Here is a 16,389-nt window from a genome sequence, read left to right on the forward strand (position 1 = left end):
CCTTCCGCCGCCACTTGCTCAGCCGGCCGGCATCAATGCCAACTCATCAGCTACCTCTTTTACCGATCCGCTTGCATGAGAGAGGTCAATGGCCATCCGTTTGAAGGAGGCGTCATAAACTCTTTTACCATCATAGCCAAATCTAACCCTTTCTTTAGATTTGGCTGAAAAAGTATTCAGTCAAAGTAAAAAGTTCTATGAAAGCTTTCTCTCCGAGCTGGACACGCACTATACGCCCAATATCTTGGAGGAGACCTGCCATAAGCTCACTGAAGAGAGCAGGGGCGAAGAGAAGCGGCTGCAAACCCAGCAAACTGAGCTGAAAAAGAAACTGGACACCTTAACACGCCGCTACGCCTTCGGCGAGATTGAGAAAGAAATGTTCGTGAAGTTTAAAGTAGAACTGTTGGAAATCGAGCAGAATTTAAAAAAATGGCGCCGGCTTCTCGAACCCTAAAGCGTTCATAGAAAAGTGTTTGGGAAAGGCGGTAATTATCTTACAATCATGGGGTAAGGTAAATGTGCAGGGCCACAAGCAGCTGCAGGCGATGGTGTTACCCGAAGGGTGTATTATTACAAAGAAATGAAGGGGTATCGAACCTCGCAGGACAACGGGTTTTTCGCCATTACCAGCGAGATAAGGCGTTTTTTACCCAAACAGGAAAAGGGGAAAGTGATCTTTTAGTTCACTTTCCCCTTCCAGTAGCCCGTAGGGGAATCGAACCCCTGTTACTAGAATGAAAATCTAGCGTCCTAACCCCTAGACGAACGGGCCGTTCTGCCTAATTGTGGTGCAAATATACTAGCTGTTTTTTTATGTGCAACAGTGTCCGGAAATTTTTTTTGATAGTTTTTATAATCTGATTGACTGTCAGGAGCATAGGGCGTAGTGTTTGGCGCATCTCAACCAACAGAAGCATCTTGCGTTAGAAAATGCATCCATCAAACAATTAAAGTAGAACCAAAATGAGCAGGAGATTACAGTATACTGGTGTAAAGCCAGAGGCTTTTGATCAGTTAAAAGAACAGTTGCAGCAAATGGGCCTCGGACTGCAGGCAAATGTAGGCAGCTTTAGCGAAAAGGGCGTGTCCGGGAAGTATAACTACGATCCAGCGACTGAAACACTGGATATAGATGAATTAAAGGTGGGGTTTCCGGCTAGCATGATGTTAAGTGCCGATTCCTTACAAAAGCGCATGACCGACATGATCATACAACATGGAGGAACCCCTTTGGCTTAAATCAGACCTTTTACCGAAAAGGCACCGTATAACGTACTACTGATACAAAAAGAAAAACTTATAGCACTATGGAAAAAAATAATTCACAAAATCAAAATAATAACTCAGGAAATAAAAGCAGTAACGCAGGCAACCAAAACTCAAACAGTAGCGAAGGCATGCTGACCCTCCTGCAGCCGCACGATATGTCACGAACAGTCGAGTCGGCTTTGCACGTTTTTCAGGGGCGCCACGAAAAGCTGCCTGAACTGATGCAGGATATCGGTAATATCATACTAAAAGCTACTAAACGCTTCACTACGACACAACTGATCATGACTGCGGGTGCACTTACGATCGGGGCAGTACTTTTAGCCCGTTACAGCACGGACGACGATGAGAGTGTTGATTAAGCAGTATTAAGCGAAAGAATATTTATAAGAAACCCCTGGCATGATGTGTCAGGGGTTTCTTATTTTTGGCACTGAACCTAAAATGGTACAACATTTGAAGAATGGACAAAGCACCTGGCATCAATCTTTGAAAACCGAACGCAATATTTCTGACTGAACTTTTGTAACCTCAAACGCTCTAAAATTATGAAAAAGGGAAAATTAATTTTATTGGTTGCTTTTATATTAGGTACCTTTCAGTTGCAGGCCCAACAAATGCCCGTAATGCCACCGCTTGTGAGCGTAACAGGCAGCGGCGAGGTGAAAGTGCAGCCCACCGAAGTGGTGGTGAACCTGGGCGTTGAAACCCGCGAAAAAACGTTGGAGGCCGCCCGAGCAGAGACGGATAAAAAGGCTGCAGCCATCATTGCATATTTAAAAAAGCAAGGCGTTGATGCCCGTGATGTTCAGACTTCCTTTGTTACGCTCCGGCCTGTGTACAGCGGGGGAGACTACGGCAAGACCACGCCTGATTTTTACATGGCCATTAAAAGCATGACAGTACTTATCAAAAAACTTGATAAGTATGATGAGATCATTTCCGGGCTTTACAAAGTAGGGGCTAACCATATCGACGGCATAAATTTTCAGGTAGCCGATATTGAAAAGTATAAAGCAGAAGCCCGAAAAAAAGCTGTTTCAAATGCTAAGCAGAAAGCCACAGCACTCACTTCTGAGCTTGGTGCAAAATTAGGCCGCGTTTATGCCATCAGCGACAATACATCCGGCGGTGGGCCCAGGCCCATGTACAAGGCTGCAATGATGGAGGTTGCCATGCAGGACAGCGAAGGCGGTCCCTCCATTTCGGCCGGCGAGATCATCATCTCATCAACAGTGGATGTCAGCTTTGTAATTGAATAATTACAGAATACTACACCAGCAGAACCAGAGCGGATTACGGCTTCGGTTCTGCTGTTTTTTACCTTTCCAGCCTTTCTATCGGTTTAAATGCGTTGTCTTCTGTTAAAAGATAGCTCACCGGCTTACGGGCATCCGTCAAAATCTCCTGCTCCCGTATTCCCCAGGGCTTCCACATCTCCTCCAGCATGTGCGCGTAAGCCGTCATGTCCCAGGGGTTAAAGATCTCGTTCGTTACATCATCAATAATGGTGTCCAGCACCAGGTGGGTTTCGCCAGCCTTTACAGGACGGATGAAATATTCCGGCACTACGTTAAAAATATAGGCCGCATAGAAAACCCGCGCCTTGAACTCGGCTACCTGTATCGGGTGCAGTAGCTGCCCTGCCGTAATCTGCTGCAACCTGCCAAGCGCTCGGGCAATGATGCCATTGTCGAGCAGGGTGCACACAATGGCCACCTCACCCAGCTTGATGCTGAAGGCCATGGTGGTCAGCTCATCCTGGTACTCAAAAGGCAAGGCATCCTCCAGTGGGTTCACTTCCATGAAAAAGAGGGAGCAAGGCAGGAAATCAGAGAACACCATGGGAACCCGCAATGACTGCAGCACCTGGAAAAAAGACCTGAACTTGCCCAGCATCTTAGGATTTTCGCTTACCGCGTGCTCGGGCATTACCAAGGGGTTCGCCTCCTTTATCAACTCGTTAACCAGTATGCCATAATACATTTTTCCTATCCACTGAAACAACCGCTGCGGGTCCAGCTGTTGTAAGCCGGCAAGCCCCTGGCTGGCAGCCTGCGCCACTTCTTCCTCCAGGGGGAGCAGGTAATGGGTGTGGCAATGGTCGCAGCAGGGGATGGTGAGCTGCCCGAAGGTGGTAACGCTTTTATCGAGGAGCAACAGTTCTTTGTGCTGCAGGTGGTAGCGCTCCTGCAGCCACGCGCCAAATACGGGGGCCCGGTGATCGGGTGTAATGGCAGTGCCGCACAAAAAGCAGTTGGTAGCCGTGAACTGCATGTGCTCAAACGGGTCGTATAAAGTTAAGTCAGGCATGGGGTGTGGAATTGAGCCGCAAAGATAAGCAGGGAAAAAGCGAGTTCCGAATACAACCCTCTACCGCCTTGGGCAGAAAAGCATGTACATGTTAGAAAAAGAATGGAGATAGGAACTGTACAAAGGGTGCAAGCCCGGAGGAGGGAAGTATAAAAAGTAACAGCAAGCCTGTAAGCCGGGTTCTGTTCCCGACGAATCGGGATCTTATCATTTATCTAGGCCTGCACTCGCGCACAGGCTCCATCGACCTACCCATCCCGATAGGCAACCGAAGTTACCATGGAGCGAGCAACTCCGTAAATCGGGACCTATTTGGTCTTTCAACTCCTAAGGTTTACCCAGCCGGACTGGTCACCCAGCCGCTGGTGCGCTCTTACCGCACCTTTTCACCCTTACCCCGGTTGCCCGCGGCGGTTATTTTCTGTGGCACTGGCTGTATTCCGGTCACCCGAAACCCTTCCCGTTAGGAAGTAGGATGCTCTGTGTTGCCCGGACTTTCCTCCCCGAATTGCTTCGCGGCGATAAGACGGCTTGCTGTTACATTTTATACTACAAAGATACGGCTATTAGTTTAAAATTGCGGATTAAAAGTATAGACTTTACCTGCTGTGCTATCCACAGCCGTACGCTGAATACTATTTGAGTTTTACCAGCGTGGCGCCGTAACCGAACTTCTCTTTTTTGGCGTCCTCAAAGTATTTTATGCCTGGTGTGCGGCTAAGCGCTTTCTGTATCTCTTTGCGCAGGATGCCGTTGCCGGCGCCGTGTATGAAAACGATCTCGTGCATGTTGGCGGCCATGGCCCTGTCCAAGGCGTCCTGGAACTTCTCCAGCTGCAACCGCAGCATGGCGCTGTTGCTCATGCTGCTGTGGTCGTCCACCAGCTTTTCGATGTGCAGGTCGATCTCGTGCTCCGGGGCCTGCAGTTTAAAAGTTTCGTGCTTGGCCGTGGCCTCTATCAGCTGCTCCGCAATCTTGTCGGTGTCAACGGCTACAGGCTTTTGGTCCAGCTGAAACAGGTAAGCCTCTTTATTCAGCACCGGAGCCGTTTTCTTGCTCTTGTAAAAGGAACTGGCCCGGAACTGCACCCGCTTGGTCACCGGCTCAAAAAGTGCCGGACAACCATTGCGGTGTTGCAAGAACTGGATCAACAGGCTGGGCCACTTCTCAAAATCCTTCAGGTGATAATGCGTGATCACACGCGTAGCCTTGGGGGCGAGTTTGTCGTTTTGCAAGCCGCGGTACTTGTTCTCGCGTTCCTCACCGGAGGTAAACAGTACGTCGTAATCGGTGTTGTTCACCACGGTCACCGCCAGCAACTCCTCCGACTGATGCACCAGCGCCAGGTAGATGCCCTGCGCTGCCAATACCGGGGCAGCGGGTTCCTGCCGCTTTGACGGCTGAATGGCGGTGTCGTCCTTTTTCAAGAAAGCAGCCTCCTCCGGGGCGATCACCACCACCTCGCGCCGGGCCACGGGTATGGTGAAATCGTTGTCGATGGCAACTTCTACAATATTATTGTCTAAAATGCGGGTAATAATGCCTTCCTCGCGGCCGGACATTAAACGCACTCTGTCTCCTACGTTCATAGTGTTTTTATTATGTTAAACTGATGCGGACTCTATGCCTTCAGCAGCTTATACTTTATTTCTTTGTAAAGATACGATGTAAAAGCGACTTAGAAGTATAAAGGGTGCAGGGTGAAGCCGTCTTTGCGGTTATACTCCAGCGCAGGGGCCGGGATCTTCACGATGCTGAGCACATAGAGGGCCGTGTTCCATACTTTGCTGCGTCCTTTAAAGTGCATCAGGTTCAGGTCGGGGCTCAGGTAAAACTGGCGGTGCGCATCCAGACCCAGGGCCTTGTTCCCACTGGCACTGTTGTACACTATTTCCTGCACACCGTAGCCCAGGGCAATGTTCAGCCATTTGGGGTAAGGGGAGGCCTCCGGTAAAAAGGCGCCAACGTTTACCGAGAACCAGTAGGTTTGTCCATTGTAGTCTTTCAGGGCCTGCTCGCTCAGGTTGCTGCCCAGCACGTTGGGGCGCATGTCGGCGTATGTGGTGGTGTGGAAGGAATACTTGGGCATGATGCGGACCTCGTTCCAGGCCAGCTCTTGGGCAATTACAGTGGCCGAGCCGGTGGCGTTGGCCAGCAGGTCGCCCACCGAGGCGCCGTAACTTGCCTGGTAGCCATCAAAAAGCTCGATAGGTGTCTGGAGCACCACCCCCAGCAACCCCCCGTAAAGTATGGCTTTTTTATCGGGTACCCCGGCCCAGCGCAGCATGTCTATGCCGGCCCTGCTCTCATGGAAAGCGCCCCAGAAATGCCCCACCTTGTCCACCTGCTTCCACTCGCTGTTATCGTCGAAGAAATGGAAATCGGTGCGGTCCTCTTTCGTGTACCAGGCCTGGTTCAGCGATACCATCAGGGCAGCGTAGCCTACGGTAAACGTACTGCCCAGCACTACCAGTTTCCTGGCGTTGATCTGGGCAGTGTCGGGTAGGGCCTGCTGCGCTTTGCCCAAGGTGGGCAGGCACAGCAACGGGAAGCAAAGTATGGTTATAAGTCGTGGGAGCATCGGCCCAAATATACACAGGAATTGGGAAGTGGCAGGCAGATTTTTGACGGCTGCCGCTTATGCCTCCGTAGCCGCTATCGATTTTTTATAAGCTTGAATGGCATCCTCGCGCGCCAGGCGATGGTCTACCATCGGCTCGGGATAGGCAGGTGTGCCGAATTCGGGCACCCAGCGCTTGATGTAAGTATGGTCCTTGTCGAATTTTTTGATCTGGCTGTCGGGGTTGAATACCCGAAAGTAGGGCTGGGCATCGGCACCCGTACCCGCGGCCCACTGCCAGTTGCCCACATTGCTGGCCATTTCATAATCCAGTAGCTTTTCGGCAAAGTATGCCTCGCCCCAGCGCCAATCGATCAACAGGTCTTTTACCAGGAAACTGGCCACCACCATGCGCACCCGGTTATGCATAAAGCCCGTCTGGTTCAACTCGCGCATGCCGGCATCCACCAGCGGAAAACCCGTTTTGCCCGCGCACCAGCGTATGAACTCCTTCTCGTTGTTGCGCCACGCTATCTGCCTGAACTTGGGGGCAAAGCTTTCTGTGGCCGACTCCGGGAAATGGAAAAGGAGTTGCATGAAAAACTCCCGCCAGATCAGTTCCTGCAGCCAGGTGTCGCTGTGCTGGAGCGCCAGCTTTACCACCTCGCGCACGCTTACTGTACCGAAACGCAGGTGCGTACTTATCCGGCTGGTGGCATCGAGGGCGGGCAGGTTACGGGTTTCGGAATACTTTTGCAGGGTGGCGGCAGAGAGGTCTGGGTCCGGAATCGACATACCTGATTGCTTAAACCCTAGCTCCTGCAAGCTGATCAGGTGGGTTTTAGCATGCGGAAACAGGTTGCTGAAATATTTTTCAAGTGGATACGGCTCGGCCATACTTGCCTTGAAAGCTTTTTTCCAGGCGTTCTTGTAAGGCGTGTATACTTTGTAGGGCGTTCCGGATTGCGTCATGATCTCGTCGCGCTCAAAAATCACCTGGTCTTTAAAGGCTACAAAGTCCAGCCCCTGCTGCTGCATGCGCGTTCGCACCCGCTCATCGCGCTGCAGGGCATATGGCTCGTAATCCCGGTTGGTGTAAAGGCCCGTTACCTCATACTCCTGCAACAGTTGCTGTATAACTTCCTCCGGCTTGCCATACTTTACCAGCAAGGTGCTGCCCTGTTCCTGCAGCTGCCTATGCATTTCCGAAACGGCTTCGTGAATGAACGAGACGCGTGGGTCGGCATCGTTTTCCAGGTCATCCAGAATGTCCCGGTCAAAAATGAACAGCGGCAGTACATGCTCGCCACTTTTCAGGGCGTGGTGAAAACCGGCATTGTCATGAAGCCGCAGATCGCGGCGAAACCAGAAAAGGAGCATAGAAAGTTGTGTTTAGATTAAGCGATAAATGTTGCTGAACATCCGTTATAGGAGTTTTAATGTACTCATGCCGCCATCCACGTGCAGCACCTGCCCGGTCATCCAGCTGGCCTGCTCGGATAGTAAAAAGCAGGCGGCGCTGGCCATGTCCTGCGGTTGCCCCACACGGCCCAAAGGGTGCCGTTTACCGGCGGCCTCCGTTTTTTCGGGGCTGCTGAGCAGCGAGGCGGCAAGGGGAGTGGCTGTAAGGGAAGGGGCTACAGCGTTGAATCGGATAAAAGAAGTGGCGTATTCTGCGGCAAGCGCCACGGTTAAGCCCTGCACAGCGGCCTTGGCAGTGGCAATGGAGGCATGGTAGGGCATGCCCAACTCCGCCGCCACCGTGCTGAAGAGTACCACACTGGCACCGGCAGCTTTTTTCAAGAGCGGGATCACAGCTTTTAACACCTGTACGGCACCCAGCACATTCAGCGCAAAGTCGTTCCGGAAATCCTCGGTTTGCAGGCGCTCAAAAGGCTTCAGCTTTATACTTCCGGGGCAGTACACCACCCCGTGCAGCACTTCGGGAAGCTGGGCAGTAAACAGAACGTCGAACTGCAGTACATCCAACACAATGTGCTGCAAGCCCAGCGCTTTGGCCTCATCTGAATTTTTCCGGGATGCCGTGATCACGTTCGCTCCCTGTTCCTGCAACTGGCGGGCTATCTCCAGGCCGATGCCCGAGGTGCCCCCTATAATCAGTATGTTCTTTTCCATGCGTGTGGTCTGTGGCTTTTCCCTCCTTAAACCTGCCTATTTGCTATTTGTTCGGCTACCTTTTCACTATGGGGCGGTACCGGGCTGTGCTTTGTTGTTCATAAATGGTAGGTGAACTGCGCGGCCTCAAAAAACTGGCTAAATTGTGATATAACCTTCTGCCCCAAAATCAGGTATTATCAGCTATCAGGACAAAATATGTCGGATAATGAATATTTTAGTATTCCCGTCCGGTTTTAAGGCTTTACGAGCGGTATAAGCCGCTTTACAGGAAATCCACAGCAGTATCAATGGTTGAAATTTTTACCTCATCTCACCTTCTATGAACATAAAGAAAGTACTTGTCGCGAACCGTGGCGAGATAGCGATACGCGTTTTACGCGCCTGCTCCGAGCTAAGCATCAGAACTGTAGCTATTTATACCTACGAAGACCGTTACTCCCTGCACCGCTACAAAGCCGACGAGGCCTACCAGGTGGGCAAGGACAACCAGCCCCTGCAGCCTTACCTCGACATAGACGGCATTATACAGATTGCCAAGGATAACGGCGTAGACGCCATACACCCCGGTTACGGCTTTCTTTCAGAGAACCAGCATTTCTCGCAAAAGTGCGCCGACAACGGCATTATCTTTATTGGCCCCAAACCCAAGGTAATGGCCTCGCTGGGCGATAAGATAGCAGCCAAGAAGGTGGCGGTAAGCTGCCAGGTGCCCATCATCCAAAGCAGCGACCTGGACCTGAACACTTTTGATACGGCCCGTGAGGAAGCCCAGCGCATCGGGTATCCGCTCATGCTCAAAGCAGCTGCTGGCGGCGGCGGCAGGGGCATGCGCGTGATCCGGGATGATGACCAACTGGAGCGGGGTTTCTTTGAGGCTAAGAACGAGGCGCTGAAAGCCTTCGGCGACGATACGCTGTTCCTGGAGAAGTATGTGGAGAGCCCCAAGCACATCGAGGTGCAGATCGTGGCCGACAACTATGGCAACATCACGCATTTGTTCGAGCGCGACTGCTCGGTGCAGCGCCGTTTCCAGAAAGTGGTGGAGGTGGCGCCTGCCATCAGCCTGAATGAGGGGATCAGGCAGCAGCTCTACGACTACGCCATTAGTATTTGCAAAGCGGTGAACTACAACAATGTGGGCACGGTAGAGTTCCTGGTAGAGCCCCACACGAACAACATCTTCTTTATCGAGGTGAACCCGCGCATTCAGGTGGAGCACACTGTGACGGAAATGATCACGGGCATCGACCTGATAAAAACGCAGATTTTTATTGCCGACGGCTATACCCTGGATAACGAGGAAGTACTGCTCGGGCCACAGCACACGGTAAGGGCAAACGGCGTGGCCATTCAGTGCCGCATTACCACCGAAGACCCCGAGAACGACTTTAAACCTGACTACGGCACCGTGATCGCGTACCGCAGTGCCGGCGGTTTCGGCATCCGCCTCGACCAGGGCAGCGTATACCAGGGGGCCAAGATCAGCCCTTTCTTCGATTCGCTGCTGGTAAAGGTATCAGCCCATGCGCCTACGCTGCGCCATGCGGCCCTGAAAATGTCGCGCACCCTGGATGAATTCCGGATTCGCGGCGTGAAGCAGAATATCCAGTTCCTGCAGAATATCATCAATCACCCGGAGTTTATCTCAGGTGCCTATACCGTGGATTTCATCAAGACCCACCCCGAGTTGTTTATATTTAAGCAGCGCCGCGACAGGGCCACCAAAATGCTCACTTTTCTGGGAGATGTGATCGTGAACGGGAACCCGGACGTGAAGAATCCGGACAAGGACAAGATGCTCCGTAAGCCAGACTTTTTTGGCAGCAACCTGCAGCATCCTTTCCCAAAAGGCACGAAAGATCTGCTTACCGAGCTCGGTCCGGAGGAGTTCTCCAAGTGGCTGCGCAACGACAAGCAGATCCATTATACCGACACCACTTTCCGGGATGCGCACCAGTCGCTGCTGGCTACGCGCATGCGCACCTTTGATATGCTGAAGATAGCGGAAGGCTTTGCCAAAGACCACCCGCAAACCTTTAGTATGGAAGTATGGGGCGGGGCCACATTTGATGTTTGCCTGCGCTTTTTGCACGAAGACCCCTGGGACAGGCTGAAGGAAATACGCAAATCGGTACCCAACATCCTGCTGCAGATGCTGATCCGGGGCTCGAATGGCGTGGGTTACAAGGCCTACCCGGATAACCTGATCGAGGCGTTTGTGGAGAAATCATGGGAGACGGGTGTGGATGTTTTCCGCATTTTCGACTCCCTTAACTGGATGAAGAGCATGGAGCCCTGCATCAACTATGTGCGCAAGCGAACGCAGGGTTTGGCCGAGGGAGCCATCTGCTACACCGGCGACATCCTGAACCCAAAAAAGACCAAGTATACCCTGGATTACTACCTGCAGCTGGCCAAGCAGCTGGAAGATGCCGGCGCGCACATACTGTCTGTGAAAGACATGGCCGGACTGCTGAAGCCGTATGCGGCCACCGAGCTGATCACCGCCCTGCGCGACACCGTTAAGATCCCGATTCACCTGCACACCCACGATACGTCTTCTATACAGTCGGCCACTTATTTAAAAGCCATTGAGGCGGGCGTGGATGTGGTGGACGTGGCCCTGGGCTCGATGTCGGGCCTTACCTCGCAGCCAAACTTTAACGCTATTGTGGAGATGATGCGCGGCCAGGACCGGCACCGCGAGTTTGACCAGCTGAGCCTGAACAAGCATTCCAATTACTGGGAAACGGTGCGGGAATACTATTACCCGTTCGAGTCGGGCTTAAAGGCAGGCACTGCCGAAGTATACCGCCACGAGATTCCGGGTGGGCAGTATTCCAACCTGCGTCCGCAGGCCGAGGCTCTGGGCCTGGGCGATAAATGGGAGCTGATAAAGGAGACCTATGCGGAGGTGAACCAGCTGTTCGGGGATGTGGTGAAAGTAACGCCGAGCTCCAAAGTGGTAGGCGACATGGCGCTTTACCTGGTATCCAACAACCTGACTACCGTGGATGTGCTGGAGCGGGGCGAGCAGGTTTCTTTCCCGGCGTCGGTGCAGTCGTTTTTCCGTGGCGACCTGGGCCAGCCTGTGGGCGGATTCCCAAAAAGGTTGCAGGAGATCGTGCTCAAAGATGAGAAACCCTTTACCGAAAGACCGAACGAGCACCTGGAGTCTGTTAACCTGAACCAGGCGTTCGCTGATTTCCAGGAGAAGTTCGGCAAGGTGTGCGGCTTCACCGATTTCCTTTCGCACCAGTTATACCCTAAAGTATACGAGGACTATCACCAACACTATGAGCTGTACAGCGATGTGTCCAAAATACCGACGCGCCTGTTCTTCTATGGCCTGCAACCCGGTGAGGAGGCGATCATTGACATCGCGCGCGGAAAATCCATCGTGATCAAGTACCAGTCGATGGGGCCGGTGAACGAGGATGGCATGCGCACCATTTTCTTTAAGCTGAACGGCCAGACGCGCAATATCGAGGTGCGCGACACCTCAGTAAAGGTAGAGCGGGTAGCGCACCAGAAAGTAGACAAGACGAACCCGAAGCAGATTGGGGCGCCCTTGCAGGGCCTGCTCTCAAAAATATTGGTGGAGAAGGATCAAACTGTTAAAAAGAACACGCCGCTCTTCATCATCGAAGCCATGAAAATGGAAACCACCATTACCGCTTCCGAAGACACCAAGGTTACGGCAATCCAGCTGACAGAGGGAACGCTGGTGAATACCGACGATCTGGTGCTGACGCTGGCGTAAGGTATTGTTTGTAGCATTTGCTGGCGCGATCTCGTAGGGACAGGTCGCGACCTGTCCGTGCTTCAGTTTAGACAGGCTTTTGCTAAAACATACAGGTTTAATTTACAGATGAAAAAGCTGCTGCAGGATTAGTTGCGGTTATAGTTCTATAGTTACAGCAGTACGTCCGGACAGGTCGCGGCCTGTCCCTACAGGAGTTAAACCTAAACATGCTGCCAGTTTGTAGCTGGCAGCATGTTTAGCTGTTTTTTTAAGCAGTTACAACTGGCAGCTATCATTCTCCAAAGTTACCGATGCGTTCAAACTAGCGGTATTTCTCTGGAATTACAGTTCCTGGGCTACCACTGCTTCTGTGCCTTCTATAATAGTTGTTTCTTCATCTGTGGTGTCGATGTTGTTTTTAAGAGCCAGTTTTTTTTCGGAAAGTAGGGACTTAGGGGATTTATTTGAGGTGCAGGTTCTAACTGCTGTGTTTGCAGGTTGACATTTTGTGATACCGGGCCGAACCACCCCCAACCCCTCCTTATCCAAGGCGGGGAGTTTTTACCTACTACATAAACTTGGTTGCTTTAGGGTAGCTTCTGGTGCAGAAGTATAAAAATTATGCTTAACTAAAAATACCTGAGAGCTCTAAGAAAAAATCTTACGCCTTTTGAAGCAGAACATTGGAAGTATTAAATGAAAGAGGCCAAAGACTTCGGGAGCAAGGGAGAAAAGTACTGCGATTTGAAAACAAATATGTATTCCAACAATTGACTACTGTCCTTCACGAAGTAAACAGCAGCTTTAGCAGAAAAAAACTCCCCGCCTTGGATAAGGAGGGGTTGGGGGTGGTTCGACCCGGTATCACAAAAATTGCAACCCGCAACCACAGCGCTTCGACAAGGGACAACCAAATCCCCTAAACCCGTGCATTCCGCAAATCCCGAACTGGTTAAACGTTGATGCAACAAAACCAGCCTAAACAAGTTATATAAGTATAGTTTGGAAATATGCTGCATGCATACTATTTTTGGTTTCTGCAGCCGGCAGTTTAATCATCTTCGTAATCAAGGCCCATCAGCTTGTTGTAAGCTTGCTGCAATTCTGAGAAGGCGTGCAGGTTTCCTTCCTGCCTGCTAATCAGCATTCCTTTTTTATAGATGCGTTCTGCTTCGTCGTTTTGGCCTAACTCTTCGTACAGCTTAGCTGCGTGGTAATATGTACCCACGTAGTTTTCATGCTCGGTCAGGAGTTGTGTGTAGTAGGTAAGTGCTTTTTCCTTGTCTGTGGGGCGATATTCCATGGCCAGGGCATAAATGGTGAAAGGATCATTCGGGTCCTCTTCCAGGAATTTATGAAGTTGCTCTATTCTATTCTGCGACATTTCGATTTGGCTATATTTTAACTAACTTCGCACAAATTTAACTTTTAATAAGCTAACATTTCTAACCATGAAAATATTAGTTTGCATTAGTAACGTTCCCGATACTACATCCAAGATCAATTTCACGGGAGATAACAAGGAATTCGACAAGAACGGCGTTCAGTTTGTTATCAACCCCTGGGATGAATACGCACTGACCAGAGCCATTGAGCTGAAAGAGGCAAAGGGCGGCAGTGTGACGGTTTTAAACGTAGGCGAGGCCGATACTGAGCCAAACATCCGCAAAGCGCTTGCCATAGGCGCAGACGATGCCATACGCGTGAACGCATTTCCAAAAGATGCATACTTTGTAGCCCAGCAGATAAGCGCCGTGGCCAAAGAGAACAATTACGACATGATCCTGATGGGCAAGGAGTCCATCGACTACAACGGTTTCCAGGTGCATAACATGGTCGGAGAGATGCTGGGCATCCCGAGTATTACGCCGGCCTTTAAGCTGGAAATGCTTGACGACAGCACCGCCAGACTGGAGCGCGAGATAGAAGGAGGCAAAGAGGTGGTGGAAGTGAAGCTGCCTTTTGTGGCCAGCGCGCAACAGCCCATGTCGGAGCCCAGAATACCGAACATGCGCGGCATCATGACGGCCCGCACGAAGCCTTTGACGGTAAAAGAGCCTATAGAGGCAACTGCTAAAACCAGCATCGATGCCTTCAGCAAGCCGGAGAAAAAGAGCGGCGTGCGCATGATCGATCCTGAAAACGCAGGAGAATTAATTTCATTATTGAGAAACGAAGCTAAAGTACTATAACTATGTCTGTATTAGTATTTGTAGAAGGTCTGAACGGAGAGATCAAAAAGTCCTCGCTGGAGGCGGCGTCTTACGGAAGCCAGGTAGCCAAACAGCTGGGCACATCTGCCACAGCCGTAGCTATCGGAGAAGTGCACGAGGATGCGCTCACAAAACTTGGGGAGCAGGGAATCAGCAAAGTGCTTTACGATGCCGATGAGCGCCTGACGCAGTTTGTGGCCGATGCCTATGTAAAAGTGATCGCGAACGCGGCCCAGCAGGAGAGTGCCAAAGTACTGGTGTTCTCGAACACGAACGTGGGCGCGGCGGTAGGCTCTAAGCTTGCCGTTCGCCTTAATGGCTCCCTGGCCACGAACGTAACCGCCCTGCCTGCCATAAACGGAGACAGTTTTGTGGTAACGCGCGGCGTGTTTTCGGGCAAAGCGTTTGCCGATGTGGAACTAACAGCTGATGTGAAGATCATTGCGGTAAAGAAAAACTCCATTGAGGTATCGCATGCGGGAGGAACAGCAACGGTAGAGAAGCTTTCAGCCGATCTGACGGATGCCGATTTCGCAGCTGCACCAAAAGAGACCGTGATGCAGGAGACAGACGGCGTGCTGCTGCCGGAGGCCGAAATCGTGGTGTCGGGTGGCCGTGGCCTGAAGGGCCCCGAAAACTGGCACCTGGTAGAGGACCTGGCAAAAGCGCTTGGTGCGGCCACAGCCTGCTCCAAACCGGTGTCAGACATGGACTGGCGCCCGCACCACGAGCACGTAGGCCAGACAGGCATCACGGTTAGCCCTAACCTGTACATCGCTATTGGCATTTCCGGTGCAATTCAGCACCTGGCAGGGGTTAACTCTTCTAAAGTGATTGTCGTTATTAATAAGGATCCGGAAGCACCGTTCTTCAAAGCTGCTGATTATGGCATTGTGGGCGACGCTTTTGAGGTTGTTCCTAAATTAATTGAAGCTGCCAAAGCTTTAGACAAATAGACGTAGAAGATACTGTGAAGAAAATTCAGTTAGAGATACTCGGGCTTTCATCCAGCCAGTCGCAAACGGGATCGTTTGCCCTGGTGTTAGGGGAGAGAGACGGAAACAGAAGGTTGCCGATCATCATCGGCATGTTTGAGGCACAGTCCATTGCCATCCAGATCGAGAAGATAAACCCCAACCGGCCGCTCACGCACGACCTGTTCAAGTCGTTTGCCGAACAAATGGATGTACGGGTGACGGAGATTTTGATCTCTGACCTTAAGGAGGGCGTGTTTTACTCCAAGATCATGTGCACAAACGGCACCTCCGATTTTGAGTTGGACTCCCGACCTTCTGACGCTATTGCCATCGGATTGCGTTTCGGCGTACCTATTTACACGGTGGAGAGTGTGCTGTCGGAGGCAGGCATTATTTTAAGCGACCTGGAGGAAGAGGAAGAGGAAAATGAAGAGCTAGCGGTAAAAAGCAGCTCTACCGCTGCCTCCGCTTCATCAGGATCAAAGGAACCCCTGAACCAAATATCTGTGGATGAGCTGAATAAGCTGTTAAACGAAGCTCTGGAAAAGGAGGACTACGAAAGAGCAGCAAAGATCCGCGACGAGTTAAACAAGCGTAACTGATTTAACATCCTATGTAGTAGGAAAAGTCCTGTGCCAGTTAGGCACAGGACTTTTTGTTTTATGGGATATTAGGTTTACTTTTGGCAATATTTGTCCAATACTATGTACGATATTTTAAGAGGTGTCATTGGTCTTATTGCCTTGTTGGCAATAGCGTTTGTGTTCTCAAAAAACAAAAAGCTGATAGACTGGAAGCTCGTTGGCTTCGGTGTCTTTTTACAGGTCTTCTTTGGGATCATGGTTACCCAGGTTCCCCTGGTGGCAGATGGTTTTGCGGCGGTCAGTCGCGGTTTCGTTACATTTCTTGATTTCTCGCAGGCAGGGGCGCAGTTCCTCTTCGGTAACCTGGCCAATCCGGCTCAAAATGCCGGACTGGGCTTTATCTTCGCTTTCTCGGTATTGCCTACCATTATTTTCTTTTCTACGGTGTCTGCGGGCCTGTATTACTATAATCGGCAAAACGAAATTGCATATTAGGCAAAACCAAATTGCTCAAAATTTAACACGTGTTATTATTCGCTTAGTTCTTTAATCAGTTTTTAAACATACTTTAAAACATTAAAAAAGC

General features: G+C 51.0%; 15 protein-coding genes, 1 tRNA gene and 1 other RNA gene. 9 read left to right on the forward strand and 8 right to left on the reverse strand.

All coding sequences use genetic code 11. From position 1 onward, the window contains the following. Positions 1–160 precede the first annotated feature (160 nt). Positions 161–457: a hypothetical protein gene (locus tag AC4BAN_RS15775; protein ID WP_490565376.1), complete on the forward strand. Its 297-nt coding sequence runs from the start codon at positions 161–163 to the stop codon at positions 455–457. A 246-nt stretch (positions 458–703) separates the two neighbouring features. Here AC4BAN_RS15775 and AC4BAN_RS15780 read toward each other — a convergent pair. Beyond that, positions 704–775: transfer RNA gene (locus AC4BAN_RS15780), tRNA-Glu, on the reverse strand. A gap of 191 nt (positions 776–966) precedes the next feature. On the opposite strand from AC4BAN_RS15780, the gene AC4BAN_RS15785 reads away from it, so the two are divergent. The 3 genes from AC4BAN_RS15785 (at position 967) to AC4BAN_RS15795 (ending at position 2,534) form a co-directional block, all read left to right on the forward strand. Then, entirely contained in the window at positions 967–1,242 is a 276-nt protein-coding gene (locus AC4BAN_RS15785) for a hypothetical protein (RefSeq protein WP_490565377.1), read from the forward strand. 158 nt (positions 1,243–1,400) lie between these two features. Next, the gene (locus tag AC4BAN_RS15790) at positions 1,401–1,634 is read left to right on the forward strand and encodes a hypothetical protein (RefSeq protein ID WP_490565378.1); all 234 of its coding nucleotides are present in this window, start codon (positions 1,401–1,403) and stop codon (positions 1,632–1,634) included. A 186-nt stretch (positions 1,635–1,820) separates the two neighbouring features. Then, complete coding sequence (locus tag AC4BAN_RS15795; RefSeq protein WP_490565379.1) at positions 1,821–2,534, forward strand: SIMPL domain-containing protein; 714 nt, start codon at positions 1,821–1,823, stop codon at positions 2,532–2,534. A 58-nt stretch (positions 2,535–2,592) separates the two neighbouring features. Here AC4BAN_RS15795 and AC4BAN_RS15800 read toward each other — a convergent pair whose 3' ends face one another. The 6 genes from AC4BAN_RS15800 to AC4BAN_RS15825 form a co-directional block, all read right to left on the reverse strand. After that, complete coding sequence (locus AC4BAN_RS15800; protein WP_490565380.1) at positions 2,593–3,585, reverse strand: hypothetical protein; 993 nt, start codon at positions 3,583–3,585, stop codon at positions 2,593–2,595. A gap of 155 nt (positions 3,586–3,740) precedes the next feature. Further along, positions 3,741–4,123: RNase P RNA component class A (gene rnpB / locus AC4BAN_RS15805), an RNA gene on the reverse strand. Positions 4,124–4,220: 97 nt separating this feature from the next. Next, a complete protein-coding gene (locus AC4BAN_RS15810; protein ID WP_490565381.1) occupies positions 4,221–5,174 on the reverse strand; it encodes a Smr/MutS family protein in 954 nt (317 codons plus the stop codon). An 89-nt stretch (positions 5,175–5,263) separates the two neighbouring features. Next, complete coding sequence (locus AC4BAN_RS15815; RefSeq protein ID WP_490565382.1) at positions 5,264–6,166, reverse strand: DUF2279 domain-containing protein; 903 nt, start codon at positions 6,164–6,166, stop codon at positions 5,264–5,266. Between the two features lie 57 nt (positions 6,167–6,223). Next, positions 6,224–7,525 carry a cryptochrome/photolyase family protein gene (locus AC4BAN_RS15820; RefSeq protein WP_490565383.1) on the reverse strand — a complete coding sequence of 434 codons (1,302 nt, stop codon included), beginning with the start codon at positions 7,523–7,525 and terminating at the stop codon, positions 6,224–6,226. Between the two features lie 45 nt (positions 7,526–7,570). Beyond that, entirely contained in the window at positions 7,571–8,281 is a 711-nt protein-coding gene (locus tag AC4BAN_RS15825; protein WP_490565384.1) for an SDR family NAD(P)-dependent oxidoreductase, read from the reverse strand. Positions 8,282–8,603: 322 nt separating this feature from the next. Between AC4BAN_RS15825 and AC4BAN_RS15830 the strand changes: the two genes are divergently transcribed. Further along, the gene (locus AC4BAN_RS15830) at positions 8,604–12,047 is read left to right on the forward strand and encodes a pyruvate carboxylase (RefSeq protein ID WP_490565385.1); all 3,444 of its coding nucleotides are present in this window, start codon (positions 8,604–8,606) and stop codon (positions 12,045–12,047) included. A 1,033-nt stretch (positions 12,048–13,080) separates the two neighbouring features. Here AC4BAN_RS15830 and AC4BAN_RS15835 read toward each other — a convergent pair. After that, positions 13,081–13,413: a tetratricopeptide repeat protein gene (locus AC4BAN_RS15835; protein ID WP_490565386.1), complete on the reverse strand. Its 333-nt coding sequence runs from the start codon at positions 13,411–13,413 to the stop codon at positions 13,081–13,083. Between the two features lie 67 nt (positions 13,414–13,480). Here AC4BAN_RS15835 and AC4BAN_RS15840 point away from each other — a divergent pair, with 67 nt between their 5' ends. The 4 genes from AC4BAN_RS15840 to AC4BAN_RS15855 all read left to right on the forward strand — a co-directional run bounded on the left by AC4BAN_RS15840 (position 13,481) and on the right by AC4BAN_RS15855 (position 16,298). Further along, a complete protein-coding gene (locus AC4BAN_RS15840) occupies positions 13,481–14,221 on the forward strand; it encodes an electron transfer flavoprotein subunit beta/FixA family protein (protein ID WP_490565387.1) in 741 nt (246 codons plus the stop codon). A gap of 2 nt (positions 14,222–14,223) precedes the next feature. Continuing rightward, on the forward strand, positions 14,224–15,198 hold the full coding sequence (locus AC4BAN_RS15845) for an electron transfer flavoprotein subunit alpha/FixB family protein (protein WP_490565388.1): 975 nt from the start codon (positions 14,224–14,226) through the stop codon (positions 15,196–15,198). Between the two features lie 14 nt (positions 15,199–15,212). Next, complete coding sequence (locus AC4BAN_RS15850) at positions 15,213–15,821, forward strand: bifunctional nuclease family protein (RefSeq protein WP_490565389.1); 609 nt, start codon at positions 15,213–15,215, stop codon at positions 15,819–15,821. A 102-nt stretch (positions 15,822–15,923) separates the two neighbouring features. Continuing rightward, positions 15,924–16,298, forward strand: a complete 375-nt coding sequence (locus tag AC4BAN_RS15855) for a Na+ dependent nucleoside transporter N-terminal domain-containing protein (protein WP_490565390.1) — start codon at positions 15,924–15,926, stop codon at positions 16,296–16,298. Positions 16,299–16,389 lie beyond the last annotated feature (91 nt).

The sequence above is a fragment of the Pontibacter sp. GD13 genome, assembly GCF_058216355.1.

Excerpts from the sequence above, each read along its gene's own strand:
- AC4BAN_RS15785 (WP_490565377.1), top strand. The coding sequence starts at position 967 with ATGAGCAGGAGATTACAGTATACTGGTGTAAAGCCAGAGGCTTTTGAT.
- AC4BAN_RS15790 (WP_490565378.1), top strand. The coding sequence starts at position 1,401 with ATGCTGACCCTCCTGCAGCCGCACGATATGTCACGAACAGTCGAGTCG.
- AC4BAN_RS15795 (WP_490565379.1), top strand. The coding sequence starts at position 1,821 with ATGAAAAAGGGAAAATTAATTTTATTGGTTGCTTTTATATTAGGTACC.
- AC4BAN_RS15800 (WP_490565380.1), bottom strand. The coding sequence starts at position 3,585 with ATGCCTGACTTAACTTTATACGACCCGTTTGAGCACATGCAGTTCACG.
- AC4BAN_RS15810 (WP_490565381.1), bottom strand. The coding sequence starts at position 5,174 with ATGAACGTAGGAGACAGAGTGCGTTTAATGTCCGGCCGCGAGGAAGGC.
- AC4BAN_RS15815 (WP_490565382.1), bottom strand. The coding sequence starts at position 6,166 with ATGCTCCCACGACTTATAACCATACTTTGCTTCCCGTTGCTGTGCCTG.
- AC4BAN_RS15820 (WP_490565383.1), bottom strand. The coding sequence starts at position 7,525 with ATGCTCCTTTTCTGGTTTCGCCGCGATCTGCGGCTTCATGACAATGCC.
- AC4BAN_RS15825 (WP_490565384.1), bottom strand. The coding sequence starts at position 8,281 with ATGGAAAAGAACATACTGATTATAGGGGGCACCTCGGGCATCGGCCTG.
- AC4BAN_RS15830 (WP_490565385.1), top strand. The coding sequence starts at position 8,604 with ATGAACATAAAGAAAGTACTTGTCGCGAACCGTGGCGAGATAGCGATA.
- AC4BAN_RS15835 (WP_490565386.1), bottom strand. The coding sequence starts at position 13,413 with ATGTCGCAGAATAGAATAGAGCAACTTCATAAATTCCTGGAAGAGGAC.
- AC4BAN_RS15840 (WP_490565387.1), top strand. The coding sequence starts at position 13,481 with ATGAAAATATTAGTTTGCATTAGTAACGTTCCCGATACTACATCCAAG.
- AC4BAN_RS15845 (WP_490565388.1), top strand. The coding sequence starts at position 14,224 with ATGTCTGTATTAGTATTTGTAGAAGGTCTGAACGGAGAGATCAAAAAG.
- AC4BAN_RS15855 (WP_490565390.1), top strand. The coding sequence starts at position 15,924 with ATGTACGATATTTTAAGAGGTGTCATTGGTCTTATTGCCTTGTTGGCA.